Below are 23,550 nucleotides of genomic sequence, written 5' to 3' on the forward strand. Positions count from 1 at the left end.
GTGAGCGCGTCCTCGATGTCGATACGGCCGCTGCCCCGCCGCACCCGGTGCCGCACGACGTCCTTCGGGAAGGCGTCCGGCGCGCAGTACGTGGACCAGATCCGCGATCTGCTGCGGCCCGGCACCCGGGTGCTGGAGTCGGGGCTCGGCGCGGAGGAGGAGCGGGCCCGGACGGCGGTCGCACAGGCCCGCCAGGGGCACGCGGTGGCGCTGATCGGCAGCGGGGACGCGGGCGTGTACGCCATGGCCTCCCCGGCGCTCGCGGAGGCGTCCGACGACATCGACGTGGTCGGGGTGCCCGGGGTGACGGCCGCGCTGGCCGCCGGGGCGGTCCTGGGCGCGCCGCTGGGCCACGACCACGTGTCCATCAGCCTGTCCGACCTGCACACGCCGTGGGAGATCATCGAGCGCCGGGTGCGCGCGGCGGCCGAGGCCGACCTCGTCGTCACCTTCTACAACCCGCGCTCCCGGGGCCGTGACTGGCAGCTGCCCAAGGCGCTGGCGATCCTCGCCGGGCACCGGGAGCCGGCGACGCCGGTCGGTGTCGTCCGCAACGCCTCGCGGCCGGACGAGTCGAGCCGGGTGACGACGCTCGGCGAGCTCGACCCGGCGACGGTCGACATGATGACGGTCGTGACCGTGGGCAACACCGCGACCCGCACCATCGCGGGACGCATGGTGACCCCGCGCGGCTACCGCTGGCAGAGCACCCAGGAGGGCGCCCGGTGAACCGTGTGGTCCACCCCATCGAGGAGGAGTCCTACCGGCGGCTGCGCGCCCGGCTGGACACCTCGCACTTCCCGCCGCTGACCCGGGCGGTGGTGGAGCGGGTCATCCACTCCGCCGCCGACCTGGACTACGCGAGCGACCTCGTCATGGACGAGGACGACCTGGTCGAGGCGCACGCGGCGCTGCACGCGGGGGCGCCGGTCGTGGTCGACGTCGAGATGGTCGGGGCCGGCATCACCCGCCGGGAGACCGTCTGCCGGCTGAAGGACGCCGTGGCCGGACCCGGACTGACCCGTTCCGCGCACGGCATCCGGCTCGCCTACGAGCAGGTCGGGCCCGGCGCCCTGTGGGTGATCGGCAACGCGCCGACCGCGCTGGAGGAGCTGCTGACCCTGGACGCGGCCCCGGCGCTCGTCATCGGCCTGCCCGTCGGTTTCGTCGGGGCCGTCGAGTCCAAGGCCGCGCTGCGCGAGAGCGGGCTGCCCGCCGTGAGCAACGTGTCCGAGAAGGGCGGGTCGGCGGTCGCCTCCGCCGCCCTCAACGCCCTGCTGTACCACCCCACTTCATCCGAGGAGAACGCGTGACCACCCCGCCCGCCCTGCTGATCGCCGGCCACGGCACCCGGGACGACGCCGGAGCCGAGGCGTTCCGCGACTTCGTCCGGGAGCTGGGGCTCCGCCATCCCGAACTGCCCGTCGCGGGCGGTTTCATCGAGCTGTCCCCGCCGCCGCTCGGCGAGGCCGTGACCGAGCTGGTGGAGCGCGGGGTGCGCCGGTTCGCCGCCGTCCCGCTGATGCTGGTGTCCGCCGGGCACGCCAAGGGCGACATACCGGCCGCGCTGGCCCGTGAGAAGGAACGGCACCCGGGCATCTCGTACACCTACGGCCGTCCTCTGGGCCCGCACCCGTCGCTGCTGAACGTGCTGGAGCGGCGGCTGGAGCAGGTGCTGGACGGCGTGGACCGCTCCGAGGTGACGGTGCTGCTGGTGGGGCGCGGCTCGACCGACCCGGACGCCAACGCGGAGGTGTTCAAGGCGGCCCGGCTGCTGTGGGAGGGGCGTGGCTACGCCGGGGTCGAGACGGCGTTCGTGTCGCTCGCGGCGCCGGACGTGCCGAGCGGGCTGGACCGGTGCGCGGCGCTGGGTGCGCGGCGGATCGTCGTACTCCCCTACTTCCTCTTCACCGGCATCCTGCCGGACCGGGTGCGGGAGCAGACCGAGGGATGGGCCGCGGCGCACCCCGCACTGGACGTGCGGTCGGCCGACGTCATCGGGCCCGAACCGGAGCTGCTGGACCTGGTGATGGAGCGGTACGAGGAGGCCGTCAAGGGCGATCTGCGCATGAACTGCGACGCGTGCGTGTACCGGATCGCGCTGCCGGGCTTCGAGGACAAGGTGGGACTGCCGCAGCAGCCGCACTTCCACCCGGACGACGACCACCACCACCACGGGCACGGACACCACCACGGGGGGCACTCGCACAGCCATGCGCACTGAAGCGACCGGCGGGGCCGGGCATGACCTGCGGCACCACGGGGACGCCGAAGTGCGGGACGACGGGGCCGCGCTGACCGACCTCGCCGTCAACGTCCGCGCGGACACGCCCCCGCCGTGGCTGCGGGAGGAGATAGCCGGCTCGCTGTCGTCCCTCGCCGCCTACCCGGACGGGCGGGCCGCGCGGGCGGCGGTGGCGGCCCGGCACGGGCTGCCGGTGGAGCGGGTGCTGCTGACGGCGGGGGCGGCGGAGGCGTTCGTCCTGCTCGCCCGCGCGCTGAAGGTCCGCCGGCCGGTGGTCGTGCACCCGCAGTTCACCGAACCGGAGGCCGCCCTGCGGGACGCCGGGCACACCGTGGACCGGGTGCTGCTGCGGGAGGAGGACGGGTTCCGGCTGGACCCGGCGGACGTGCCGGAGGACGCCGACCTGGTGGTGATCGGCAACCCCACGAATCCGACGTCGGTGCTGCATCCGGCGGGGACGGTCGTCCGACTCGCCCGCCCCGGGCGGACCGTGGTGGTGGACGAGGCGTTCATGGACGCGGTGCCGGGTGAGCGGGAGGCGCTGGCCGGGCGGACGGATGTGCCGGGGCTCGTGGTGCTGCGCAGCCTCACCAAGACCTGGGGGCTGGCCGGGCTGCGCGTCGGGTACGTCCTGGCCGCGCCCGAGGTGATCGCCGAACTGGAGCGGGCCCAGCCGTTGTGGCCGGTGTCGACACCGGCGCTGGTCGCCGCGGAGGCGTGTGTGGCGCCGAGGGCGCTCGCGGAGGCGGGGCACGCGGCGCATCGCATCGCCGGGGACCGGGCGCACCTGGTGGCCGGGCTGGCCGCGTTCGCCGCTCACGGGGTGCGGGTGGTGGAGCCGGCGGAGGGGCCGTTCGTGCTGGTGCGCATGCCGGGCGCCGACGGGGTACGGCGGCGGTTGCGGGAACTCGGTTACGCGGTGCGGCGCGGTGACACGTTTCCGGGGCTCGGGAGGGAGTGGGTGCGGATCGCGGTACGGGACCGGGCGACGGCGGACGGCTTCTTGCGGGCACTGTCGGCGGCACTCGCTCGTCCGTGACGGCCGCCGGCGCGTGGCCGGGGGGGGGAACGGAAGAGCGCCGGGGCGGTCGGTGAGCGCCGGGTCCAAAACCCCCGGCACCAACCGCCACCGGCCGTGACCGGCGCCCCCGCGGTCGGCCCCCGACCGATCGCTGCCCCCGGCGCCGGCCGAACCACCGCCCTCCGTCAGCTCTTCCGGCGCCGGGCCACGGCGACCGCTCCCCCGCCCGCCAGCAGCAGGGCCAGTGCGCCGCCCGCGATGTACGGGGTCGCCGAGCTGCCGCCGGTCTCCGCGAGGTCCGCTTCGGCGGGGGCGCCCTGGGGGCGCGGGCCGGCGGCCGGGTCGTGGCTCGGTACCGGGGTCTTGGTGGGCGGGGTCATCGGCGACTCGCAGGTGGCCTTGGCCAGGGTGACCGTGCCCTCGACGTCGGCCACGTTGAGCTTCAACGGGTTGACGGACACCTTGAGTTCGAGGGCGGTGGCGGCGGCCGTACGGGTCGTGGTGCTGCGCTGGGAGAGGTCGAGGCGGACCTCGCCGACCCCGGGCACCTTCACCTCGGCCGGGCCGCCGGCGGTGAGGGTGACGCGCTTGCCGAGGACGGTGACGGCACCGAGGACGTTCGCGGAGGCGACCGGTGCCTTGCCGGCCTCGCAGGTCGCCTTGGCGGTGATCGTGTCGGCCTCGATCAGGGACAGCAGGGGCAGACCGGGCACGTGCAGCCTGGCGTGGGCGACCCGGACCGAGCCCTCGGCGCGGCGCGCGGTCACCGTGGCCCTGGCCTGGGCGGCGTCCGCGGCGAGGACCGTGAACGGCTTGCCGCCGTTCACGCCGTCGAGCCGGGCGGACAGCGCCGTCCGGTCGGCGCTCCGCGGTGCCTGGACCTCGTTGAGGGAGACCGCGAGCGGGACGTTCACGGTCTTGTTGAGCAGGGACACGTCGAGCCCGGTGCGCAGGACGACGGCGGAGGCGCGACCGTGGTCACCGGTCGCGTGCGCGGCGCCCGCGCCCCCCAGGACCACGGGCGCCGAGGCGAGGGCCGTGGCCGTCGCGAGGACGGTGAGACGGCGTGCGGGCATGCGGAAGTTGTTGCTGTTCAAGGCGGTGGGACCCCCAGAAGAAACCTGCTTGGGACCCGTCAACCTTGTCCCCACTGTGGGTGAACGGTCAGCGATCCGGGGTCACTTCACTCAAACGTGGATTTTCCGCACGCCGATTCGATTCCAGGGCGGAATCGAGGGCGTCACGGGAACGTCTACTCGACCACCCGGCCGTTCAGCACCACCCGCCGGGGCGCCGCCAGCACCCGTACGTCCGCCCGGGGATCGGCCTCGTACACCACGAGGTCGGCGGGGGCGCCCTCCTCCAGCCCGGGCCGGCCGAGCCAGGCGCGGGCGGCCCAGCTGGTGGCGGCGAGCGCGTCGACCGGCGGAATGCCGGCGGCGACCAGTTCGGCGACCTCCTCCGCGACCAGCCCGTGCGGCAGCGTGCCGCCGGCGTCCGTGCCGACGAAGACCGGGATGCCGGCGTCGTAGGCGGCGCGCACGGTGTCGTAGCGCCGCTCGTACAGCCGCCGCATATGGGCGGACCAGCGCGGGAACTTCTGCTCGCCGCCGTCCGCGAGCCGGGGGAAGGTGGCGATGTTGACGAGGGTCGGGACGATCGCGACGCCCCGCTCGGCGAACAGCGGGATCAGGTCGTCGGTGAGGCCGGTGGCGTGCTCGATGCAGTCGATGCCCGCCTCGACCAGGTCCCGCAGCGAGTTCTCGGCGAAGCAGTGGGCGGTGACCCGGGCGCCGAGCCGGTGCGCCTCGGCGATGGCCGCCTCCACCGCGCCGCGGGGCCAGCAGGGGGCCAGGTCGCCGAGGTCGCGGTCGATCCAGTCGCCGACCAGCTTGACCCAGCCGTCGCCGCGCCGGGCCTCCCGGGCGACATGGGCGACGAGGTCGTCCGGCTCGATCTCCCAGGCGAAGTTGCGGATGTAGCGGCGGGTGCGGGCGATGTGCCGGCCCGCCCGGATGATCTTCGGGAGGTCGTCGCGGTCGTCGATCCAGCGGGTGTCGGAGGGCGAGCCCGCGTCACGGATCAGCAGGGTGCCCGTCTCGCGGTCGGTGAGCGCCTGCTTCTCGGCGGTGTCCGCGTCCACCGGGCCGTCGGCGCCCAGGCCGACATGGCAGTGGGCGTCGACCAGGCCGGGCAGCGCCCAGCCCTCGACGGTGGTGATGTCACGGGCCACGGCGGGGCGGTCGTAGGAGACACGGCCCCCGACCACCCACAGCTCGTCGCGGACGTCGTCCGGCCCCGCCAGGACCCGGCCCCTCACGTGCAGCACCGCACCATCGCTCATGCTCGCACCTTAACGACCTACGGCTCGGACGTGCCCACCTGGTCGGAGGTCTCCTCCTCGACCTCGGCCATCGCCGGGTCGAGCAGCCGGGACAGGAAGTGCCGGGTGCGCTCGTGCTGCGGGTCGCCGATGACCCGCTCCGGGCTGCCGTCCTCGACGATCACGCCGCCGTCCATGAAGACGACCCGGTCGGCGACCTCGCGGGCGAAGGTCATCTCGTGGGTGACGACCATCATCGTCATGCCCTCCCGCGCGAGCCGGCGCATGACGGCGAGGACGTCGCCGACCAGCTCCGGGTCGAGCGCGGAGGTCGGCTCGTCGAAGAGCATCACCTCGGGGCCCATGGCGAGCGCGCGGGCGATGGCGACGCGCTGCTGCTGGCCGCCGGAGAGGGAGGACGGGTAGGCGTCCGCCTTCTCGGAGAGGCCGACACGGGCGAGGTTCTCGGCGGCGACGCGCGCCGCCGTCTCCTTGTCCCGCCCGAGGACCCGGCGCTGCGGCAGCGTGAGGTTCTCGGTGACGTTCAGGTGCGGGAAGAGGTTGAACTGCTGGAAGACCATGCCGATGCGGCGGCGTACGGCGTCGATGTCGACGTCGGGGTCGGTCACCTCGGTGCCGCCGACGAAGACCTGGCCCTTGGTGGGCTCCTCCAGCAGGTTCACGCAGCGCAGCAGCGTCGACTTGCCGGAGCCGGAGGGGCCGATGACGCAGACGACCTCGCCCTGGCCGATCTCCAGGTCGATGCCGCGCAGCACCTCGTTGTCGCCGAAGGACTTGTGCAGTCCGCGGACCTCGATCTCGGGGCGGCTCACCGGATCGCCTCCTGGGCCTTGGATTCCATACGGCGGACGACGAAGCTGAGCGGGATCGTGACCAGCAGGTAGCACAGGCCCGCGACCAGGATCGGCGTGGAGTTGGCGGTCGTGCTGGCGAGGTCGCGGCCGAACTTGGACAGTTCCCGCTCCTCCAGGGTGACACCGAGGAACAGCACCAGCGAGGAGTCCTTGAAGAGCAGGACGAGTTCGTTGGTGAGCGGCGGCAGGATGATCCGGAAGGCCTGCGGGATGATGATGGAGACCATGGCCTTGGCGGGCGAGAAGCCGAGCGAGCGGGCCGCCTCCATCTGCCCCTTGGGCACGGCCTGGATGCCGGCGCGGATGGTCTCCGCCATGTACGCCGCCGAGACCAGGCCGAGCGCGAGGGCGACCTTGCCGTAGGTGCCGCCCGGGATCTCGGTGCCCGGGAACGCCAGCGGCACGGCCACACCGACGAAGATGAAGATCAGCAGGGCGGGCAGGCCCCGGAAGATCTCGATGTAGACGCTCGCCAGCCAGCGGTAGGGGCCCACGGAGGACAGCCGCATCAGCGCGATGACCATGCCCAGGACGAGTCCGACGACGAAGCCGGACAGCGTGTAGAGCACGGTGTTCTTCAGCGCCAGCGTGATGACGTCCGGGAACATCTGCCGCGCGATGTCCGCCTGGGCGAACTGGTTCTGGAGCCGGCCCCAGTCGGCCGTGACCGCGAAGGCGATCACGGCCGCGGCGAAGACGGCGTACTGGATGCCGCGCGAGAGGCTGCGCTTCTGACGCCGGGTCAGTCCCTTTTTCTTCGGCTGGAGAGCTGTGTCCGTGTCGGTCATGAGGCGGCGGGAGAGGCGACGGAGGCGTCGTAGGGGCCGATCCACTGCTCGTAGATCTTCTTGTAGGTGCCGTCGGACTTGGCGGTCCTGATCGCCTTGTTGATGGCGTCGAGCAGCGCCTTGTTGCCCTTCTTGACGGTGAAGCCGTACTGCTCACCGGTCTTGAGGTTGTCGACGACCTTGAACTTGTCCGCGTTCGCCTTGTCCTTCAGCCAGCCCTGGACGACCGGGTAGTCGATGACGACGGCCTGGACCTGGCCGGTGCGCAGGCCGTTGAGGACGGCGTCGGAGGACTCGAAGGAGATCGGGTCGTAGCCCTTGCTCTTGACGTAGTCCTCGCCGGTGGTCTGCGCCTGGGCGCCGAGCTTCTTGCCCTTGGCCTTGACGTCGGCGAGCGAGTTGATCCCGCTGTTCTTGTCGACGAGGACGGCCTGGGTGGCCTCGAAGTACGGGTCGGAGAAGTCGACGTTCTTCTTGCGCTCGGCGGTGATGGTCATGCCGGCGGCGGCCAGGTCGCACTCGCCCGAGTTCAGGAAGGCGCCCGTCTTGAAGTTCTCGAAGGGCGTGTCGAGGATCTGCTGCTTGACGCCGAGGTCCTTGGCGACGAGGTCGATGAGGGAGACGTCGAAGCCCTGCACCTTGCCGTCCACCTCCGACTGGAACGGCGGGTACGGCAGGTGGGTGCAGGTGGTCAGCTGACCGGCCTTGACCAGGTGGACGCCCTTGACCGTGGTCTTGCCGCTCCCCGAGTCGCTGGAGGAGCAGCCGGCCGCGACGAGCACGAGTGCGGCGGTCGCGGTGGTGGCGGCCAGAATGCGGGTCCGGCGCCCGACGAGCGTTTTCATGGGGAGATCTCCTGTGGGGGAACTAAGGGTTCCGATTATAAGGAAGGGTTTGAGTCTCTCAAATCAAACCCATGGCCAGGCAGGCCCTCGACCTAAGATCGAGGGAGTCGACCCGCGAGAAGCGAAGAGAGCACCGCCGTGACCCACCCCTTCCTCGACCTGCCCCCGCTGAGTGCCGAGCGCTTCGCCGCCATCGAGGACGGGGTGGCCCGGCTGCTGGACACCCGTCAGGACGTCCTGATCACCCAGGGCGAGGCGCTGCTGCCGCTGGAGGGCGCGATCCGCGCGGCGGCCGGTCCGGGCACGGTGGCCCTGAACGTGATCACGGGCCCCTACGGACAGACCTTCGGCGACTGGCTGCGCGACGCCGGCGCCACGGTGCACGACCTCTCGGTCCCCTTCCACACCGCGGTGACCGCCGCGCAGATCCGGGAGGCGTTCGCGGAGCACCCGGAGATCGACTTCGTGTCGCTGGTGCACGCCGAGGCGGCGACCGGCAACACCAACCCGGTGGCGGAGATCGGCGAGGCGGTGCGCGAGCAGGGCGCCCTCTTCTATCTGGACGCGGTGGCCTCCGTGGGCGCGGAGCCGGTGCTGCCGGACGCGTGGGGCGTGGACCTGTGCGTGATCGGGGCCCAGAAGGCGATGGGCGGCCCGGCGGGCGTGTCGGCGATCTCGGTGAGCGAGCGGGCCTGGGCCCGGATGGCCGCCAACCCGAACGCCCCGCGCCGCTCCTACCTCTCCCTGCTGGACTGGAAGGACCGCTGGATCGACGCCGGCCGCAAGGCGCTGCCGCACGCTCCGGCGCAGCTGGAGATGCTGGCGCTGGAGGCGTGCCTGGAGCGGATCGAGTCGGCGGGCCTGGAGTCGGTGATGGACCGGCACCGGCGCGCGGCGCTGGCCGCGCGGGCCGGAGCGGTGGCGCTGGGCGGGGGTCTGGAGCCGTACGTGTACGAGGAGCGGGACGCGGCGCCGGTCGCCACGACCCTCCGGGTGCCGTCCGGTGTGGTGGCCTCCGACCTGGTGGCCCGCGCTCTGGCGACCGACCCGGCGCTGCCGCTGGCCGCGGGCGGCGGGGCTCTGGCCCGGGAGATGGTCCGGGTCAACCACTACGGCCCCGACGCGACGCAGGGCGCGGTCCAGAACTCCCTGGCGGCACTGGGCGCCGCGCTCGCCGAGCGGGGCCTGCCGGTGGACCCGGCCGGGGCCCGCCGGGCCGTGGAGAACGCCTGGCGGCGATAAGCAATCGGTCATCACCCCGGAACGCAACGAAAACGGCTCGCGCACACCGCGCGGGCCGTTTTCACATCGTGAATTCCAATTACTTTCACAAACTCCGCCAATTCTCCGGACGATAGCTTCCCGTCTTCTTCTGCCCGCTTTTTGCAGAGCTAAACAGGTGGGTTTGCCGACGGGTTTCGAGCGGTTTCCGGCGTGTGACGCACTCCACAGAAGGCGCGATTTGTACCGATTTGATGCGGGGCGTATCCGACATTTCACCGGGCGGGCGTCGGGCCCTCACACTCACTCCCGTGCATTTTCGAATTCACCTCGCTAAATTCGTGCCGCATGACTGCCGCACCCGCAGACCTGCTCATCGAACGGCCGGCGCCGGCTGACGGAGCCGCGCTCTGGCGTCTCGCCAAGGAATCGAAAACCCTCGACCTGAACTCCTCCTACAGCTATCTGCTGTGGTGCCGGGACTTCGCCGGCACCTCGGCGGTGGCACGCGGTGCGGGCGGGGAGCCGGTCGGCTTCGTCACCGGATACCTGCGGCCGGACCGCCCCCGCACCCTGCTCGTCTGGCAGGTGGCCGTCGACCCCGCCCACCGGGGCCACGGCATCGCCGCGAAGCTGCTGGACGGGCTGACCGCCCGGCTCGTCGCCGAGCAGGGGATCACCGGGATGGAGACCACCATCACGCCCGGAAACACCGCCTCCGAGCGGCTGTTCACCTCCTTCGCCGAGCGGCACGGCGCACGGGTGACCCGCGAGGTGCTGTTCCCCGCCGGACTGTTCCCGGACGGCCCGCACGACCCCGAAGTCCTCTACCGCATCGGCCCGTTGACCGAGTCCACCGCCCACTGAGGAGCGATTCACCGTGACCATCACCCAGCCCGACCTCAGCGTCTTCGAGACCCTGGAGTCCGAGGTGCGCAGCTACTGCCGCGGCTGGCCCACCGTCTTCGACCGGGCGCAGGGCAGCCGGATGTACGACGAGGACGGTCATGCGTACCTCGACTTCTTCGCCGGCGCCGGCTCACTCAACTACGGCCACAACAACCCCGTCCTCAAACGGGCGCTGATCGACTACCTGGACCGGGACGGCGTCACCCACGGCCTGGACATGTCGACCACGGCCAAACGCACCTTCCTCCAGACCTTCCAGGACCTGGTCCTGCGCCCGCGCGACCTGCCGTACAAGGTCATGTTCCCGGGGCCGACCGGCACCAACGCCGTGGAGTCGGCGCTGAAGCTGGCGCGGAAGGTGAAGGGCCGCGAGGCGATCGTGTCGTTCACCAACGCCTTCCACGGCATGTCGCTGGGTTCGCTCGCCGTGACCGGCAACGCCTTCAAGCGGGCCGGTGCCGGCATTCCGCTGGTGCACGGCACGCCGATGCCGTTCGACAACTACTTCGACGGCAAGGTCCCGGACTTCCTGTGGTTCGAGCGGCTGCTGGAGGACCAGGGCTCCGGGCTGAACAAGCCCGCCGCCGTGATCGTGGAGACCGTGCAGGGCGAGGGCGGCATCAACGTCGCCCGGCCCGAATGGCTGCGCGCGCTGAAGGAGCTGTGCGAGCGGCAGGACATGCTGCTGATCGTCGACGACATCCAGATGGGCTGCGGCCGTACCGGCGCCTTCTTCTCCTTCGAGGAGGCCGGCATCACGCCGGACATCGTCACCGTGTCGAAGTCGATCAGCGGCTACGGGCTGCCCATGTCGCTGTGCCTGTTCCGGCCCGAGCTGGACGTGTGGGAGCCGGGCGAGCACAACGGCACCTTCCGTGGGAACAACCCCGCCTTCGTGACCGCCACCGCCGCGCTGGAGGCGTACTGGACCGACGGCTCGGCCATGGAGAAGCAGACCCGTGCCCGTGGCGAGCAGGTCGAGCAGGCCCTCATCTCCATCACCGAGGAGAACCTCGCCGATGTCAGGGAGTACCGCGGGCGCGGGCTCGTGTGGGGCCTGGAGTTCCACGACAAGGCCCGGGCCTCCCGGGTCGCCCGCCGCGCCTTCGAGCTCGGGCTGCTGATCGAGACGTCCGGGCCGGAGAGCGAGGTCGTCAAGCTGCTGCCGGCCCTGACCATCACGCGCGAGGAACTGGACGAAGGGCTCAGCGTCCTGGCCCGCGCCGTCCGCGAAACCGCCTAGCAACACCTGGCAAGACCTAGCAAGGAGGAAGTGCACCCCCATGATCGTCCGTTCGTTCAAGGACATCGAAGGCACCGACCGGCACGTCAGGGCGAAGTCCGGCACCTGGGAGAGCAAGCGGATCGTCCTCGCGAAGGAGCGGGTCGGCTTCTCCCTGCACGAGACCATCCTGTACGCCGGGACCGAGACGTCCATGTGGTACGCCAACCACATCGAGGCCGTCGTCTGCACCAAGGGCGAGGCCGAACTCACCGACCACGAGGCCGGGAAGACGTACACCATCACCCCCGGCACCATGTACCTCCTCGACGGGCACGAGCGGCACACGCTGCGCGTCAAGGAGGACTTCCACTGCATCTGCGTGTTCAACCCGCCGGTCACCGGCCGGGAGGACCACGACGAGAACGGCGTCTACCCGCTGCTCACCGAGCCCGAGGAGGTGTGAGAGCCCATGACCACCGCCACCGTGAAGGATCTCTACCCGACCCGCGGCACCACCGAGGTGACCGTGCCGCGCCAGGACCCCGTCGTCTGGGGCGCCCCGGACACCCCGGGCCCGATCGAGACGGCCGACCTCCAGGCGTTCGAGCGGGACGGCTTCCTCGCCGTCGACCAGCTGATCGGCCCGGACGAGGTCGAGGTCTACAAGCGTGAGCTGGACCGGCTGGTCACCGATCCGGCGGTCCGTGCCGACGAGCGCTCGATCGTGGAGCCGAAGTCCCAGGAGATCCGCTCGGTCTTCGAGGTGCACCGGATCAGCGAGGTGTTCGCGAACCTGGTCCGCGATCCGCGCGTGGTCGGCCGCGCCCGGCAGATCCTGGGTTCGGACGTGTACGTCCACCAGTCCCGGATCAACGTCAAGCCGGGCTTCGGCGCGAGCGGCTTCTACTGGCACTCGGACTTCGAGACCTGGCACGCCGAGGACGGCCTGCCGAACATGCGCACGGTGTCCGTCTCGATCGCGCTGACCGAGAATTACGACACCAACGGCGGCCTGATGATCATGCCGGGTTCGCACCGGACGTTCCTGGGCTGCGCCGGTGCCACGCCGAAGGACAACTACAAGAAGTCGCTCCAGATGCAGGACGCGGGCACGCCGTCGGACGAGGCGCTGACCGCGCTGGCGGGCGAGTACGGCATCCGGCTGTTCACCGGCAAGGCCGGCTCGGCGACCTGGTTCGACTGCAACTGCATGCACGGCTCCGGCGACAACATCACGCCGTTCCCGCGCAGCAACGTCTTCATCGTGTTCAACAGCGTGGAGAACACGGCGGTGGAGCCGTTCGCGGCACCGGTGCGGCGGCCGGAGTTCATCGGGGCGAGGGACTTCACCCCGGTGCGGTAGCCGCCCCCCGATCACCGGGCCGGGACCTCCTCGTGTGGGACGGGAGGCCCCGGCCCGGTCGTGTCAGCCGGACAGCGCCTCCAGCAGCCGGTCCACGTCGGCGGCCGTGTTGTAGAGGTGGAAGGCCGCCCGCAGGTTGCCCGCGCGGTTGGAGACCTCGATGCCCGCCTCGCTCAGCTCGGGCTGCCGGGAGCCGAGTCCGGGGACGGACACGATCGCCGAGCCCGGTGCGGGCACCGGCTCGTGGCCGAGGCCGGCGAGCCCCGCGCGGAACCGGTCGGCGAGGGCGACGTCATGGGCGTGGACCGCGTCCGCGCCGAGTTCCTCGATCAGCTCCAGTGAGCGGCGCAGGCCCGCGAAGGTGAACAGGGCGTGGGTGAGGTCGAACCGCCGGGCGGAGTGGGCGAGTTCGGCGACCGGGCCGTAGCAGCTGTCCCACGGCCGTTCGGCCGCGACCCAGCCGGCGAGCAGCGGGGTCAGCCCGCCGAAGTCCTCGGGGACGGTGAGGAAGGCGGCGCCGTGCGGGCCCAGCAGCCACTTGAAGGAGACGCTCGCGGTGAAGTCGTAGGCGTCCGCCTCCACCGGAAGCCAGCCGGCGGCCTGGGAGAAGTCGACGTAGGTGCGGGCGCCGTGGGCGCGGGCGGCCTCGCGCAGGGCGGGCAGGTCGGCGATCCGGCCGTCGGCGGACTGGGCGGCGCTGACCGCGACGAGCGCGGTGCCCGGCCGGACCGACTCGGCGATCCGCTCCAGCGGGACCGTGCGGACCTTGAGGTCGCCGCGCACGTGGAAGGGGTTGAGCACGGAGGTGAAGTCGTCCTCGGCGGTGAGGACTTCGGCGCCCGCCGGGAGGGAGGCGGCGATCACGCCGGTGTGCGCGGCGACCGAGGCGCCCGCCGCGACCCGGGTGGCCCGGACGCCGGCGAGCCGGGCGAACGCGGCCCGGCTCGCCTCCACGTCCTCGTACAGCGAGGTCAGCGGCCGGCCCTCGGCCCGCAGCAGCGCGGCCTCCTGGAGGGCGGCGACGGTACGGGCCGGCAGCAGGCCGTTGCTCGCGGTGTTGAGGTAGACGGTCTTCGGGCGGAACTCGGCGCGGACGAGGCGGTCGAACGTCTCCGTGGTCTCCATGGGTCCACTGTGCGGCCCGGGGAACTACCCGTCCATTGCGACTTTTTACGTGGTTCCTCTTAGCACCGCTTATACGACCGCCCCGACCTGCGCTTTCAGCCCTGCTGCGGCACCGCGCATCCGTCCGGCCCGCACGCCTGGGCGTCACCCTGCTCGACGAGCTTCAGCGGCGAGCGGTCGCCCCAGGCCTGGGTCAGCGCCTGGGTGAAGACCTCGGCGGGCTGGGCGCCGGAGACGCCGTAGGTCCGGTCGAGGACGAAGAACGGCACGCCGGTCGCGCCGAGCTGGGCGGCCTCGCGCTCGTCGGCGCGGACCTCGTCGGCGTAGCGGGAGGGGTCGGCGAGCACCGCGCGGGCGGCGTCCGCGTCGAGTCCGGCCTCGACGGCCAGCTCCACCAGGCGTTCGTCGCCCTCGGTGAAGACGGACCGCTCCTCGGCGAAGTTCGCCCGGTACAGGATCTGGATCAGCTGGTCCTGGCGGCCCTGCTCCTTGGCGAAGTGCAGCAGGCGGTGCATGTCGAAGGTGTTGCCGTGGTCGCGGTCCCGGGTGCGGTAGTCCAGGCCCTCGGCGGCGGCCTGGGCGGCCAGGTTGTCCTCGCCGGCCTGGGCCTGGGCCTCGCTCATGCCGTACTTCCTGGTCAGCATGGTGATCACCGGCTGGACGTCGCCCTTGGCGCGGCCCGGGTCCAGCTCGAAGGAGCGGTGCACCACCTCGACCTCGTCGCGGTGCGGGAAGGCAGCGAGCGCCTTCTCGAAGCGGGCCTTGCCCACGTAGCACCAGGGGCAGGCGATGTCGCTCCAGATCTCGACGCGCATGTCTTCGGCTCTCTCCAGGTCGTACGGGCGCGGGGACTCTCCCCGGCTGGTACGTGAACGTTCAAGCAGCCTGTTCCATTCCCGGGGCCGCCCCCTCGCGCGCGCCTCAGCTGCCGTCCCGCAGGCCGCTCGGCCCGCCGGACCTGAAGGCGATGCGGTCGTACGTCACCACGCACCCCTCCCCCACCGGCGACTGCGCCATGAACCCGACCAGCGCGGCACCGGCCTCCTTCTCCTCGCCGAGGGTGAAGTACCGGACGAAGGTCCAGCGCGCGCCGTCCCGGGAGGCGTGGAAGGCGAAGGCGCGCCCCGTCCGGCTGACCCGCAGCCACACCGAGTCCCCGTCCACCGTGAAGGAGTTGGCGTCGTCGGAGTGCCCCCGGGTGACCACCGTGCAGACGGTGGGCACGTCCGGGGAGTACTCCAGACACAGCTTGGCCCAGGCCCGCTCGCCGGCGTGGACGTACAGCACCCCGGCGTCGAACGCGTCACGGAACCCCACGGAGACCCGGGCCAGCAGCTGGAAGTCCCCCGCGGGCGCGGCCCCCAGCAGCCGGGGCGCGTCGGAGGCGGGGTCCAGCGCGTCACCGCCGGGCGGCACGAACCGGTCCTGGCGTGGTCCGGCCCGCCCGGTCAGCACACCGTCCGCGTAGCACCAGTCACCGTCCGGACCGTAGGCCTCAAGGGGGAAGGGCACCTCGGGAATGTCCACGTCCGTCAACCTCTCCTCGCCCCCTGCGGCGCTACCGCTCCAGAACCCCGTTGAACCGCCGGGGAAGCCCCAGGGGGTTGTCGTCCTTCAGCTCGGCCGGCAGCAGGGCCTCGGGCGCGTTCTGGTAGACGACCGGCCGCAGCCACCGCTCGATGGCCGTACCGCCCACGGACGTCGACGTGGACGTCGTGGCCGGGTAGGGCCCCCCGTGATGCTGCGCGGGCGCCACCGCGACCCCCGTCGGCCAGCCGTTGACCAGCACACGTCCGGCGAGCGGCGTCAGCTCGGCCAGCAGCTCCGGCCCCCGTCCCCGTCCGGCGGCCTCGTCCGAGGACACCTGGACGGTCGCCGTCAGGTTGCCCGGCAGCCGCGACAGCACGGCCTTGGCCTCGGCCTCGTCCGCGTAGCGGGCTACCACGGTGACCGGCCCGAAGCACTCCTCCAGCAGCAGGTCGTACGCGCCCTCCTCGGCCAGCTTCTCGGCCGGCACCGTGAGGAACCCGGCGCTGACCGAGTGTTCGCCGCCCGCGCCCGGGGTGACCGGCGACTCCACGTCAGGCAGCTCCGCGCGCTCGGCGACCCCGGCGACGAAGTTGTCCCGCATGCGGTGGTCGAGCAGCACCCCGGCGTCGGTGTCGCTGACGGCGTCGGTCAGGGACTTCACCAGGCGGTCGCCGGCCGCGCCGGACGGCACCAGCACCAGGCCGGGCTTGACGCAGAACTGGCCCACGCCGAGGGTCATCGACCCGGCGAGCCCGCCGCCGATCTCCTCGGCCCGCTCGGCCGCGGCGGCCTCGGTGACCAGGACCGGGTTCAGCGAACCGAGTTCGCCGTGGAACGGGATCGGCACCGGGCGGGCGGCGGCGGCGTCGAACAGCGCCCGTCCGCCCCGCACCGAGCCGGTGAAGCCGGCCGCCGCGACCAGCGGGTGCTTGATCAGCTCGACGCCCGCCTCGAAGCCGTGCACGAGTCCGACCACCCCCTCGGGGATGCCGTGTTCGGCGGCGGCCCGGCGCAGCACCTTGGCGACCAGCTCGGATAGGGCCGGGTGGTCGGGGTGGGCCTTGACGACGACCGGGCAGCCGGCGGCCAGCGCGCTCGCGGTGTCGCCGCCGGCGACGGAGAAGGCGAAGGGGAAGTTGGAGGCCGAGTAGACGGCGACGACGCCGAGCGGCACCTTGTAGCGGCGCAGGTCCGGGACGGGTGGGGTGGCGGTGTCGTCGGGGTGGTTGATGATGACGTCGAGGAAGGCGCCCTCGTCGACGATGTCGGCGAAGGCCCGCAGCTGGTAGCAGGTACGGGCGAGTTCGCCGGTCAGCCGGGCGGGGCCGAGCGCGGTCTCGGCGTCGGCGGTCTCGACGAGGCCGTCCCTGGCCGCGTCCAGGCCGGCGGCGGCCGAGCGCAGGAACGCGGCGCGGACCGTGCGGTCGGTGAGGGCGTCGCGCGCGGCGTGGGCCGCCCGGACGGCCGCGTCCACCTCCTGGGCTGTGGCCTCCACCGCAACCTGTTCACGCTGCTTCCCGGTGCGCGGGTCGACACTCCAGACTGGTGCTGCTGCCACCGCGAGTCCCTCCCAGTAAAGGCCGCATTGTCATACGACGATCCAGGCTCACCCATCAGCCGCGTTCGATATACTGAACACTGTCTCTGATGATGAATATGCTGCTCGGAGACTATATAACTCAGGTCCTCGTCGAACGAAGGGGTCAAGGGCGATGACGGCAGGCGACACAGGGGGCGGGGCGCAGGTCAAGTCCGCGGTACGGACCGTTGAGCTGCTCGAATACTTCGCCGGCCGGCCCGGTATGCACTCCCTCGCGGCCGTCCAGGAGGCCGTGGGTTATCCCAAGTCCAGCCTGTACATGCTGCTGCGCACGCTCGTGGAGCTGGGCTGGGTGGAGACGGACGCGACGGGCACGCGGTACGGCATCGGGGTGCGGGCGCTGCTGGTCGGTACGTCGTACATCGACGGCGACGAGGTGGTGGCCGCCGCCCGCCCGACCCTGGACCGGCTCTCCGACGACACCACGGAGACCATCCATCTGGCCCGGCTCGACGGCACCAACGTGGTCTACCTGGCCACCCGCCAGTCCCAGCACTACCTCAGGCCCTTCACCCGCGTCGGCCGCCGGCTCCCGGCCCACTCCACCTCCCTCGGCAAGGCGATCCTCGCCACCTACACCGACGAACAGGTGCGCAAGCTCCTGCCGGAGACGCTGCCCGCGCTCACCGAGCACACCATCACCGACCGGGAGAAGCTCATCGAGGAGCTGCACCAGGTCCGGGAGCAGGGCTTCGCGGTCGACCGCGAGGAGAACACGCTGGGCCTGCGCTGCTTCGGCGTGGCGATCCCGTACCGCACCCCCGCGCGGGACGCCATCAGCTGCTCGGTGCCGGTGGCCCGGCTGACCCCCGCGCACGAACAGATGATCAAGGACGCGCTGTTCGACGCGCGGGACCGGCTGACGCTGGCGACCCGCAGGCTCTGACCCGTCAGCCGCGGCCCCGGGGGCCGGAGTCGTAGGCTCGGTCGCATGGAGATCGCGCTGCGGGCCGTACAGGACAGCGACCTGCCGGTGTTCTACCGGCAGATGACCGACCCGGAGGCCGTCCGGATGGCCGCGTTCGGCCCGGAGGACCCGTACGACCGGGAGGCCCTCGCGGCCTACTGGCGGCGCGTACGGAACTCCTCCGACGTGCTGCGCACGGTCCTGGCCGACGGGGAGGTGGCCGGCAACGCGGCCGTCTACGGCGTGGCCGGCGAACGCGAGGTGACGTACTGGATCGACCGCGCGTACTGGGGCCGGGGCGTGGCGACGGCCGCGCTGCGCGCCCTCCTCTGCGAGGTGCCCGAACGGCCGCTGTACGCGCGGGCGGCGGCCGACAACCTCGGGTCGCTGCGCGTCCTGGAGAAGTGCGGCTTCCGCGAGGCGGCCCGGGCCCGGGGGTACGCGAACGCGCGGGGCCGGGAGATCGAGGAGGTCGTGCTCGTCCTGGAGGGCTGAAGCGGGCCGAATGACAATCCCGAGGCGGGTTTCCTGAACGGACGATGAGAAATCGGGCGTACGGGAACGATCGGCCCGCTCCCGATCGTCTTCCCAGCGGGATGAACAAGACGATCAGGCGGGCGTCCGTCTTCGCGCTGCTGCTCGTGCTCGCCCTGCTGGTCAGGGCCACATGGCTGCAGTTCTACGACGGCAAGGCCCTCGCGGACGACAACGACAACCGGCGGAACGCGATCGCGACCTACTCGCGGCCGCTCGGGAACATCATCGTGGCCGGGAACGCGATCACCGGCTCGACGCGGACGAAGGGAAGCGACCTCGCGTACAAGCGGACGTACACGGACGGCAGGCTCTACGCGGCGGTGACGGGTTACGCCTCGCAGGCCTACGCCCCGACCCAGCTGGAGGGCGTCTACCAGGACCTGCTCAACGGCACGGACAACCGGCTGAAGACCGTGATGGACACCGTCACCGGCGAGCGCGCCGAACCGGGCGACGTGGTGACGACGATCGACCCGGCGGTGCAGAAGGCGGCCTACCGCGCGCTCGGCGGCAAGAAGGGCGGGGCCGTCGCGATCGACCCGAAGACCGGCAGGATCCTCGCCGTGGTGTCGACGCCGTCGTACGACCCCTCCGCGCTCACCGACGCCAACACGGCCGGCGCGGCCTGGAAGGCGCTCAACGCGGACAAGGACAAGCCGCTCACCAACCGCGCGCTGCGCCAGCCGCTGCCCCCGGGCTCGACGTTCAAGCTGGTCGTCGCGGCCGCCGCGCTGGAGGACGGGCTGTACAAGAACGTGGACGAGCCGACCGACAGCCCCAACCCCTACCGGCTGCCGGGCACGGTGCGCGACCTGGACAACGAGAACAAGTCCGCGCCCTGCGGGAACGCCTCGATCCGCGTGGCCCTGCGGTACTCGTGCAACAACGTCTTCGGCCACATGGCCGTCCAGCTCGGCCAGGACAAGGTGAGGGCCATGGCCGAGAAGTTCGGCTTCGACGACGACGCGCAGGACGTGCCGGTGCGGGCCTACACCAGCGTCTACCCGTCCGGGATGGACCAGGCGCAGACCGCCCTGTCCGGCATCGGCCAGTTCGACGTCACCGCCACCCCGCTCCAGATGGCCATGGTGTCCGCGGCCATCGCCAACGGCGGCAAGCTGGTCTCGCCGCACATCGTCTCGCAGATCACCGACAGCGGCGGCGATGTGCTGAAGGACTACGACGACAGCGCCGGCACCAGGGAGATCATCAGCTCCACCACCGCCGAGCAGCTCCGGTCCGCGATGGAGACGGTGGTGAAGGACGGCACCGGCACGAACGCGCTGATCGACGGGGTGACCGTCGGCGGCAAGACCGGTACCGCCCAGCACGGCGAGAACAACAGCAAGACGCCGTACGCCTGGTTCACCTCCTACGGCAAGTCCGACAGCAACGGCAAGGAGGTCGCCGTCGCGGTGATGGTGGAGCAGTCGGACGCGGCCCGCTCGGAAGTGAGCGGCAACGGCCTGGCGGCGCCGGTGGCCAGGGCGATGATGCAGGCGGCCCTGAAGTAGGCCTCACCTCACCCCGAGGATCTGCTCCACCGGGTCGATCGCGAAGTACACCAGGAACAGTGCCGAGACCGCCCACAGCAGCCAGCTGACCTCCCGTGCCTTCCCCACCACCGTCTTGATGACGACGTAGGCCAGGAACCCCGCGCCGATCCCGTCGGTGATGGAGTACGTGAACGGCATCGCGGCGATGGTGAGGAACGCCGGGATAGCGATCTCGTAGCGGTCCCAGTCGATGTGCTTGACGTGGGTCATCATCAGGAAGCCCACGGCGATCAGCGCGGGTGCCGCCGCCTGGAGCGGGACGATGGTGAGCAGCGGGGTGAGGAAGAGGGCGAGGCCGAACAGGCCGCCGGTGACCAGGTTGGCGAAGCCGGTGCGGGCGCCCTCGCCGACGCCGGCCGCCGACTCGATGTAGGCGGTGTTGGAGGAGGCGGAGCCGACACCGCCGGCGACGGCCGCGGCGCCGTCGATGAACAGGACGCGGCCGATGCCGGGCACCTGGCCCTGGTCGTCCAGCAGCCCGGCCTCCGCGGTGATGCCGACGATCGTGCCCATGGCGTCGAAGAAGTCCGACAGGATGAGGGTGAAGACGAGCAGGACGGCGGTGAGGACACCGGCCTCGGCGAACCCGCCGAACAGGCTGAAGTGACCGATCAGCCCGAAGTCCGGGGCGGCGACCACCTTGTCGGGGACCTCGGGGGTGGTCAGGCCCCAGCTCTTGATGTCGGCGACGGAGTTGATGACGATCGCGACGACGGTCATCGTCACGATGCTGATGAGGATCGCGCCCTTCACCCGGCGGGCGAGCAGCGCGATGGTGAGCAGCACACCGAGGCAGAAGACCAGCACCGGCCAGCCGGTGAGCCGGCCGACGGCGCCCAGCTGGACGGGGACGGTGGTGTGGGCGGCGTCCGGGATGCGGCTGACGAACCCGGCGTCCACGAAGCCGATGAAGGCGATGAACAGGCCGATGCCGACGCCGATGGCCTGCTTCAGCTGCTGCGGGATGGCGTTCATGATCGCTTCCCGGAGTCCGGTGAGCACCAGCACGCAGATGACGATGCCTTCGAGGACGACCAGGCCCATCGCGTCCGCCCAGCTCATCAGCGGGGCGAGCTGGAAGGCGACGACGGCGTTGAGGCCGAGTCCGGCGGCGATGGCGAGGGGCAGGTTGCCACCGACGCCCATGACGACCGTCATCACACAGGCCACCAGGGCGGTGGCGGTGACGAGTTGGCCCGTGTCGAGGCTGTGGCCGAACTTGTCCTTGGCGCTGCCCAGGATGATCGGATTCAGGACAAGGATGTAGGCCATGGTGAAGAACGTGGCGAAGCCGCCGCGTATCTCACGCCCGAGCGTGGACCCCCGCTCGGAGATCCTGAAGTACCGGTCGACGGACATGGGCCCACTCCTCGTCGGATGAAGATCGGCGTGCGGATGCTGGCTGGATTGTTCCCCCGCCGCACTCGTTTCAGGTTTTCTCCGTGTTACGTCATCGAGTTCGGCATGCCGCGAGACTCCAGCGGCTGCTCGGCCCGCAGGGCGACCCGCGGCAAGTGCACGCGGCGATGGCGGCCCGGGGCGGGGAGAGCGGAGGAAGAGACCGATGCAGCGGCACCGCGCTGCGCGCTGCCCGCCGGCCCCCGCCACGGCACGGTGCTGCCGGTGACGGGGGCCGAGTGCGAGCGGCTGCTCAGGACGTACGGACAGGGCTCAGCTGACGAAGTACGTCGGGTTCGGCAGCTTGTACGTGCGGTCGGCGTGACCGCCGTCCAGGTCCGAGTACTGGTCGCCGAAGTTGGCGATGATCTCGTAGCCCAGGTCGTCCTCGATGTGCTCGCGCGTCCCGGACTTGTACTGCACGGTCGTGCAGTTCCAGGCGCCCGGGGTGGCGCAGTCCTTCAGGTAGGCCGGCGGGTTGGCCTTGTCCTTCAGGAACATGTGGCCGGCGTCGAGGTTCACATCGGCGCCGACCTTCTTCAGGTTCTCCACGGCGGCGGCGCGCTGGGCCTCGCCGAGGCCGGAGTTGTAGAAGACCTCGACGCCCTTGGACGCGGCGTACCGCACGAGTTCCGGGCTGCCGAAGACGGCGGGCCGGTCGGCGCGGTTCACGTAGTCGTTCCAGGTGCCGGCGTTGTACGTGTAGTTGTACCGCTTCTCGTAGTCGAGGCTGAGCAGCAGCGTGTCGTCGATGTCGAAGACGACGGCCGGCTTCTCGCCCCGGTGGTGCGCCTTGCGGGCAGCCTTGTCGATGTAGCTCCTGGCGTCGCTGTCCAGGCGCGCCAGGTCCTTGGCGTACGGGCTGTCCGGGGACGCCTGGTAGATGCCGTTGCTGTCGGCGGTGGTGCCGTAGTAGGTGTCGATGTCCTTCACCAGGAGCCCGATGTTGTAGGGCTCGTGGGTGGAGTTCGCCGTCGACTGCCCGGCGGTGGCCGCGCCCGCGCCGTACAGCGCCGCGCCGGCGACGACACAGGCGGCACCGGCCGCGACCGCTTTGAGGGACTTCCGCATGGATTCTCCGGATCTGGTGGATGAGAGTGATGTACCAGGTCGGAGACTGTCTACGCGCATCACACACCCAGGGCGAGCCCTGTTATCCGATCGATACCGACGCCTTGTCGCGCCCCGACCGGCCCACTTGCCCTGCGATGACCTCTTCCTGACGCGCCGTTGACTCAGCGCGCCTCCAGGGCGCCCAGTCCCCGAGGTAGGCCGCCGGTGTGGCCGACTCGGCCTGCGCGGACGTGAGTTGGGGCCGGTTCTCCGACACGGTGACGACCGCTCCCGGGCCGGTGTCGCGGTACTCGGCGAACCGCTGGTTCTGCCACGGGTGGCCGGCCGACATGTCGGCGTAGGGGGCGACCGCGTCGATGCCGGGGCCGAGCCAGGTGTCGCGGGCGGTGAGCATCGGGCGGGCCGTGGGGTCGGAGCTGGGGACTCAGGGGCGGGCCAGCTTGTAGAAGGCGTCCGGGGCCTCGCCGGTGACACGGCCGCGGGTGACCAGGTAGCCGCGCGGATTCGCGGCGGCCGTGGAGGGCGCGAAGACGACGCCGTAGGGCGCCGCGGCCAGGTCGGTGCGGTTCAGGGTGTGCAAGCGGCAGTGGTCGAACACCGCCGTCGCCCGGCCGAAGACGAAGTCGACGTCACCTTCGACGTAGCAGTGGGCGTGGTACTGGCGGGCGAACGCGCCGAGGGTCATGGAGTCGGCGTACAGGGTGTCCTGGTGTCCGAGGAAGCGGCAGTGCAGGAAGGCGCCGCGGTCGCCCTGGGCCTTGAGGGCGACGGCCTGGGTGCCGCTGGTGTCCGGGTGGTCGGCGCGCAGCCAGTCGTTGGCGAAGGTGATCCAGCGGGCGGTGAACCCGTCGGCCTGGACGGTGGTCGTCGCCGAACCGCTGGTGCCGTGGGTGCCGCCGCCGGGCTCGGGGGTGCCGGCCGCGCGGTCGTACACGATCACCACGTCGCGGGGGTTCTCCGAGGCGCCGCGCGGGGTCGCGGAGGCACGGCGCCGCCGGGGTGGCGCGG

General features: G+C 71.6%; 23 protein-coding genes and 1 pseudogene. 12 read left to right on the forward strand and 12 right to left on the reverse strand.

Annotated elements, in window-relative coordinates; translation table 11 throughout:
- The 4 genes from cobJ to cobC form a co-directional block, all read left to right on the forward strand.
- A partial coding sequence (gene cobJ / locus ABZV94_RS27250; RefSeq protein WP_356344752.1) for a precorrin-3B C(17)-methyltransferase occupies nucleotides 1–729 on the forward strand: 729 nt, incomplete at its 5' end.
- Nucleotides 726–1,313: a precorrin-8X methylmutase gene (locus ABZV94_RS27255; RefSeq protein ID WP_356344755.1), complete on the forward strand. Its 588-nt coding sequence runs from the start codon at nucleotides 726–728 to the stop codon at nucleotides 1,311–1,313. The genes cobJ and ABZV94_RS27255, both read left to right, overlap by 4 nt.
- Nucleotides 1,310–2,224 (forward strand): sirohydrochlorin chelatase, encoded by a 915-nt coding sequence (locus tag ABZV94_RS27260; RefSeq protein ID WP_356344757.1) that lies wholly within the window; start codon nucleotides 1,310–1,312, stop codon nucleotides 2,222–2,224. Before ABZV94_RS27255 ends, ABZV94_RS27260 begins: the two co-directional genes overlap by 4 nt.
- Nucleotides 2,214–3,284, forward strand: a complete 1,071-nt coding sequence (gene cobC, locus ABZV94_RS27265) for an Rv2231c family pyridoxal phosphate-dependent protein CobC (RefSeq protein ID WP_356344760.1) — start codon at nucleotides 2,214–2,216, stop codon at nucleotides 3,282–3,284. The genes ABZV94_RS27260 and cobC overlap by 11 nt, the downstream gene beginning before the upstream one ends.
- A gap of 167 nt (nucleotides 3,285–3,451) precedes the next feature.
- On the opposite strand, the gene ABZV94_RS27270 is transcribed toward cobC, so the two are convergent.
- The 5 genes from ABZV94_RS27270 to ABZV94_RS27290 all read right to left on the reverse strand — a co-directional run bounded on the left by ABZV94_RS27270 (nucleotide 3,452) and on the right by ABZV94_RS27290 (nucleotide 8,097).
- Nucleotides 3,452–4,363, reverse strand: a complete 912-nt coding sequence (locus ABZV94_RS27270; RefSeq protein WP_356344762.1) for an SCO1860 family LAETG-anchored protein — start codon at nucleotides 4,361–4,363, stop codon at nucleotides 3,452–3,454.
- Nucleotides 4,364–4,518: 155 nt separating this feature from the next.
- Entirely contained in the window at nucleotides 4,519–5,610 is a 1,092-nt protein-coding gene (locus tag ABZV94_RS27275; protein ID WP_356344765.1) for an amidohydrolase family protein, read from the reverse strand.
- 17 nt (nucleotides 5,611–5,627) lie between these two features.
- On the reverse strand, nucleotides 5,628–6,422 hold the full coding sequence (locus ABZV94_RS27280; RefSeq protein ID WP_356344767.1) for an amino acid ABC transporter ATP-binding protein: 795 nt from the start codon (nucleotides 6,420–6,422) through the stop codon (nucleotides 5,628–5,630).
- Entirely contained in the window at nucleotides 6,419–7,252 is an 834-nt protein-coding gene (locus ABZV94_RS27285) for an amino acid ABC transporter permease (RefSeq protein ID WP_356344770.1), read from the reverse strand. The genes ABZV94_RS27280 and ABZV94_RS27285 overlap by 4 nt, the downstream gene beginning before the upstream one ends.
- Nucleotides 7,249–8,097: a transporter substrate-binding domain-containing protein gene (locus ABZV94_RS27290; RefSeq protein ID WP_356344772.1), complete on the reverse strand. Its 849-nt coding sequence runs from the start codon at nucleotides 8,095–8,097 to the stop codon at nucleotides 7,249–7,251. Before ABZV94_RS27290 ends, ABZV94_RS27285 begins: the two co-directional genes overlap by 4 nt.
- Before the next feature lie 138 nt (nucleotides 8,098–8,235).
- On the opposite strand from ABZV94_RS27290, the gene ABZV94_RS27295 reads away from it, so the two are divergent.
- The 5 genes from ABZV94_RS27295 (at nucleotide 8,236) to thpD (ending at nucleotide 12,815) form a co-directional block, all read left to right on the forward strand.
- The gene (locus tag ABZV94_RS27295; RefSeq protein WP_356344774.1) at nucleotides 8,236–9,339 is read left to right on the forward strand and encodes an aminotransferase class V-fold PLP-dependent enzyme; all 1,104 of its coding nucleotides are present in this window, start codon (nucleotides 8,236–8,238) and stop codon (nucleotides 9,337–9,339) included.
- Between the two features lie 327 nt (nucleotides 9,340–9,666).
- Entirely contained in the window at nucleotides 9,667–10,185 is a 519-nt protein-coding gene (ectA, locus tag ABZV94_RS27300; protein WP_356344776.1) for a diaminobutyrate acetyltransferase, read from the forward strand.
- A 13-nt stretch (nucleotides 10,186–10,198) separates the two neighbouring features.
- Nucleotides 10,199–11,470, forward strand: a complete 1,272-nt coding sequence (gene ectB, locus ABZV94_RS27305; protein WP_356344778.1) for a diaminobutyrate--2-oxoglutarate transaminase — start codon at nucleotides 10,199–10,201, stop codon at nucleotides 11,468–11,470.
- 40 nt (nucleotides 11,471–11,510) lie between these two features.
- On the forward strand, nucleotides 11,511–11,915 hold the full coding sequence (locus ABZV94_RS27310; RefSeq protein WP_208882679.1) for an ectoine synthase: 405 nt from the start codon (nucleotides 11,511–11,513) through the stop codon (nucleotides 11,913–11,915).
- A gap of 6 nt (nucleotides 11,916–11,921) precedes the next feature.
- The gene (gene thpD, locus ABZV94_RS27315; protein WP_356344781.1) at nucleotides 11,922–12,815 is read left to right on the forward strand and encodes an ectoine hydroxylase; all 894 of its coding nucleotides are present in this window, start codon (nucleotides 11,922–11,924) and stop codon (nucleotides 12,813–12,815) included.
- 63 nt (nucleotides 12,816–12,878) lie between these two features.
- Here thpD and ABZV94_RS27320 read toward each other — a convergent pair whose 3' ends face one another.
- From ABZV94_RS27320 to ABZV94_RS27335, 4 genes are all read right to left on the reverse strand, one after another.
- A complete protein-coding gene (locus tag ABZV94_RS27320; protein ID WP_356344783.1) occupies nucleotides 12,879–13,940 on the reverse strand; it encodes an aminotransferase class V-fold PLP-dependent enzyme in 1,062 nt (353 codons plus the stop codon).
- Nucleotides 13,941–14,035: 95 nt separating this feature from the next.
- Nucleotides 14,036–14,755, reverse strand: a complete 720-nt coding sequence (locus tag ABZV94_RS27325; protein WP_356344785.1) for a DsbA family oxidoreductase — start codon at nucleotides 14,753–14,755, stop codon at nucleotides 14,036–14,038.
- Between the two features lie 106 nt (nucleotides 14,756–14,861).
- The gene (locus tag ABZV94_RS27330) at nucleotides 14,862–15,476 is read right to left on the reverse strand and encodes a DUF1349 domain-containing protein (RefSeq protein WP_356344788.1); all 615 of its coding nucleotides are present in this window, start codon (nucleotides 15,474–15,476) and stop codon (nucleotides 14,862–14,864) included.
- Between the two features lie 22 nt (nucleotides 15,477–15,498).
- Complete coding sequence (locus tag ABZV94_RS27335) at nucleotides 15,499–17,028, reverse strand: aldehyde dehydrogenase (NADP(+)) (RefSeq protein ID WP_356344790.1); 1,530 nt, start codon at nucleotides 17,026–17,028, stop codon at nucleotides 15,499–15,501.
- Between the two features lie 154 nt (nucleotides 17,029–17,182).
- Here ABZV94_RS27335 and ABZV94_RS27340 point away from each other — a divergent pair, with 154 nt between their 5' ends.
- The 3 genes from ABZV94_RS27340 to ABZV94_RS27350 all read left to right on the forward strand — a co-directional run bounded on the left by ABZV94_RS27340 (nucleotide 17,183) and on the right by ABZV94_RS27350 (nucleotide 20,028).
- Nucleotides 17,183–17,956, forward strand: coding sequence for an IclR family transcriptional regulator (locus ABZV94_RS27340; protein WP_356344792.1), 774 nt, complete (start codon nucleotides 17,183–17,185; stop codon nucleotides 17,954–17,956).
- Nucleotides 17,957–18,001: 45 nt separating this feature from the next.
- Nucleotides 18,002–18,472, forward strand: a complete 471-nt coding sequence (locus tag ABZV94_RS27345) for a GNAT family N-acetyltransferase (protein WP_356344795.1) — start codon at nucleotides 18,002–18,004, stop codon at nucleotides 18,470–18,472.
- A 101-nt stretch (nucleotides 18,473–18,573) separates the two neighbouring features.
- Nucleotides 18,574–20,028 carry a penicillin-binding transpeptidase domain-containing protein gene (locus tag ABZV94_RS27350; RefSeq protein WP_356344797.1) on the forward strand — a complete coding sequence of 485 codons (1,455 nt, stop codon included), beginning with the start codon at nucleotides 18,574–18,576 and terminating at the stop codon, nucleotides 20,026–20,028.
- Nucleotides 20,029–20,031: 3 nt separating this feature from the next.
- Here ABZV94_RS27350 and ABZV94_RS27355 read toward each other — a convergent pair whose 3' ends face one another.
- From ABZV94_RS27355 to ABZV94_RS27365, 3 genes and pseudogenes are all read right to left on the reverse strand, one after another.
- A complete protein-coding gene (locus tag ABZV94_RS27355; protein WP_356344800.1) occupies nucleotides 20,032–21,429 on the reverse strand; it encodes an NCS2 family permease in 1,398 nt (465 codons plus the stop codon).
- A gap of 312 nt (nucleotides 21,430–21,741) precedes the next feature.
- Nucleotides 21,742–22,539, reverse strand: a complete 798-nt coding sequence (locus ABZV94_RS27360) for an HAD family acid phosphatase (protein WP_356344803.1) — start codon at nucleotides 22,537–22,539, stop codon at nucleotides 21,742–21,744.
- 172 nt (nucleotides 22,540–22,711) lie between these two features.
- Nucleotides 22,712–23,509: pseudogene (locus ABZV94_RS27365) on the reverse strand (pectinesterase family protein); the annotation flags it as partial.
- Nucleotides 23,510–23,550 lie beyond the last annotated feature (41 nt).

It is taken from the genome of Streptomyces sp. NPDC004658, from assembly GCF_040609555.1.
Taxonomy (GTDB): Bacteria; Actinomycetota; Actinomycetes; order Streptomycetales; family Streptomycetaceae; genus Streptomyces.

Excerpts from the sequence above, each read along its gene's own strand:
- cobC (WP_356344760.1), top strand. The coding sequence starts at position 2,214 with ATGCGCACTGAAGCGACCGGCGGGGCCGGGCATGACCTGCGGCACCAC.
- ABZV94_RS27275 (WP_356344765.1), bottom strand. The coding sequence starts at position 5,610 with ATGAGCGATGGTGCGGTGCTGCACGTGAGGGGCCGGGTCCTGGCGGGG.
- ABZV94_RS27285 (WP_356344770.1), bottom strand. The coding sequence starts at position 7,252 with ATGACCGACACGGACACAGCTCTCCAGCCGAAGAAAAAGGGACTGACC.
- ABZV94_RS27290 (WP_356344772.1), bottom strand. The coding sequence starts at position 8,097 with ATGAAAACGCTCGTCGGGCGCCGGACCCGCATTCTGGCCGCCACCACC.
- ectA (WP_356344776.1), top strand. The coding sequence starts at position 9,667 with ATGACTGCCGCACCCGCAGACCTGCTCATCGAACGGCCGGCGCCGGCT.
- ABZV94_RS27310 (WP_208882679.1), top strand. The coding sequence starts at position 11,511 with ATGATCGTCCGTTCGTTCAAGGACATCGAAGGCACCGACCGGCACGTC.
- thpD (WP_356344781.1), top strand. The coding sequence starts at position 11,922 with ATGACCACCGCCACCGTGAAGGATCTCTACCCGACCCGCGGCACCACC.
- ABZV94_RS27320 (WP_356344783.1), bottom strand. The coding sequence starts at position 13,940 with ATGGAGACCACGGAGACGTTCGACCGCCTCGTCCGCGCCGAGTTCCGC.
- ABZV94_RS27325 (WP_356344785.1), bottom strand. The coding sequence starts at position 14,755 with ATGCGCGTCGAGATCTGGAGCGACATCGCCTGCCCCTGGTGCTACGTG.
- ABZV94_RS27340 (WP_356344792.1), top strand. The coding sequence starts at position 17,183 with ATGACGGCAGGCGACACAGGGGGCGGGGCGCAGGTCAAGTCCGCGGTA.
- ABZV94_RS27345 (WP_356344795.1), top strand. The coding sequence starts at position 18,002 with ATGGAGATCGCGCTGCGGGCCGTACAGGACAGCGACCTGCCGGTGTTC.
- ABZV94_RS27350 (WP_356344797.1), top strand. The coding sequence starts at position 18,574 with ATGAACAAGACGATCAGGCGGGCGTCCGTCTTCGCGCTGCTGCTCGTG.
- ABZV94_RS27355 (WP_356344800.1), bottom strand. The coding sequence starts at position 21,429 with ATGTCCGTCGACCGGTACTTCAGGATCTCCGAGCGGGGGTCCACGCTC.
- ABZV94_RS27360 (WP_356344803.1), bottom strand. The coding sequence starts at position 22,539 with ATGCGGAAGTCCCTCAAAGCGGTCGCGGCCGGTGCCGCCTGTGTCGTC.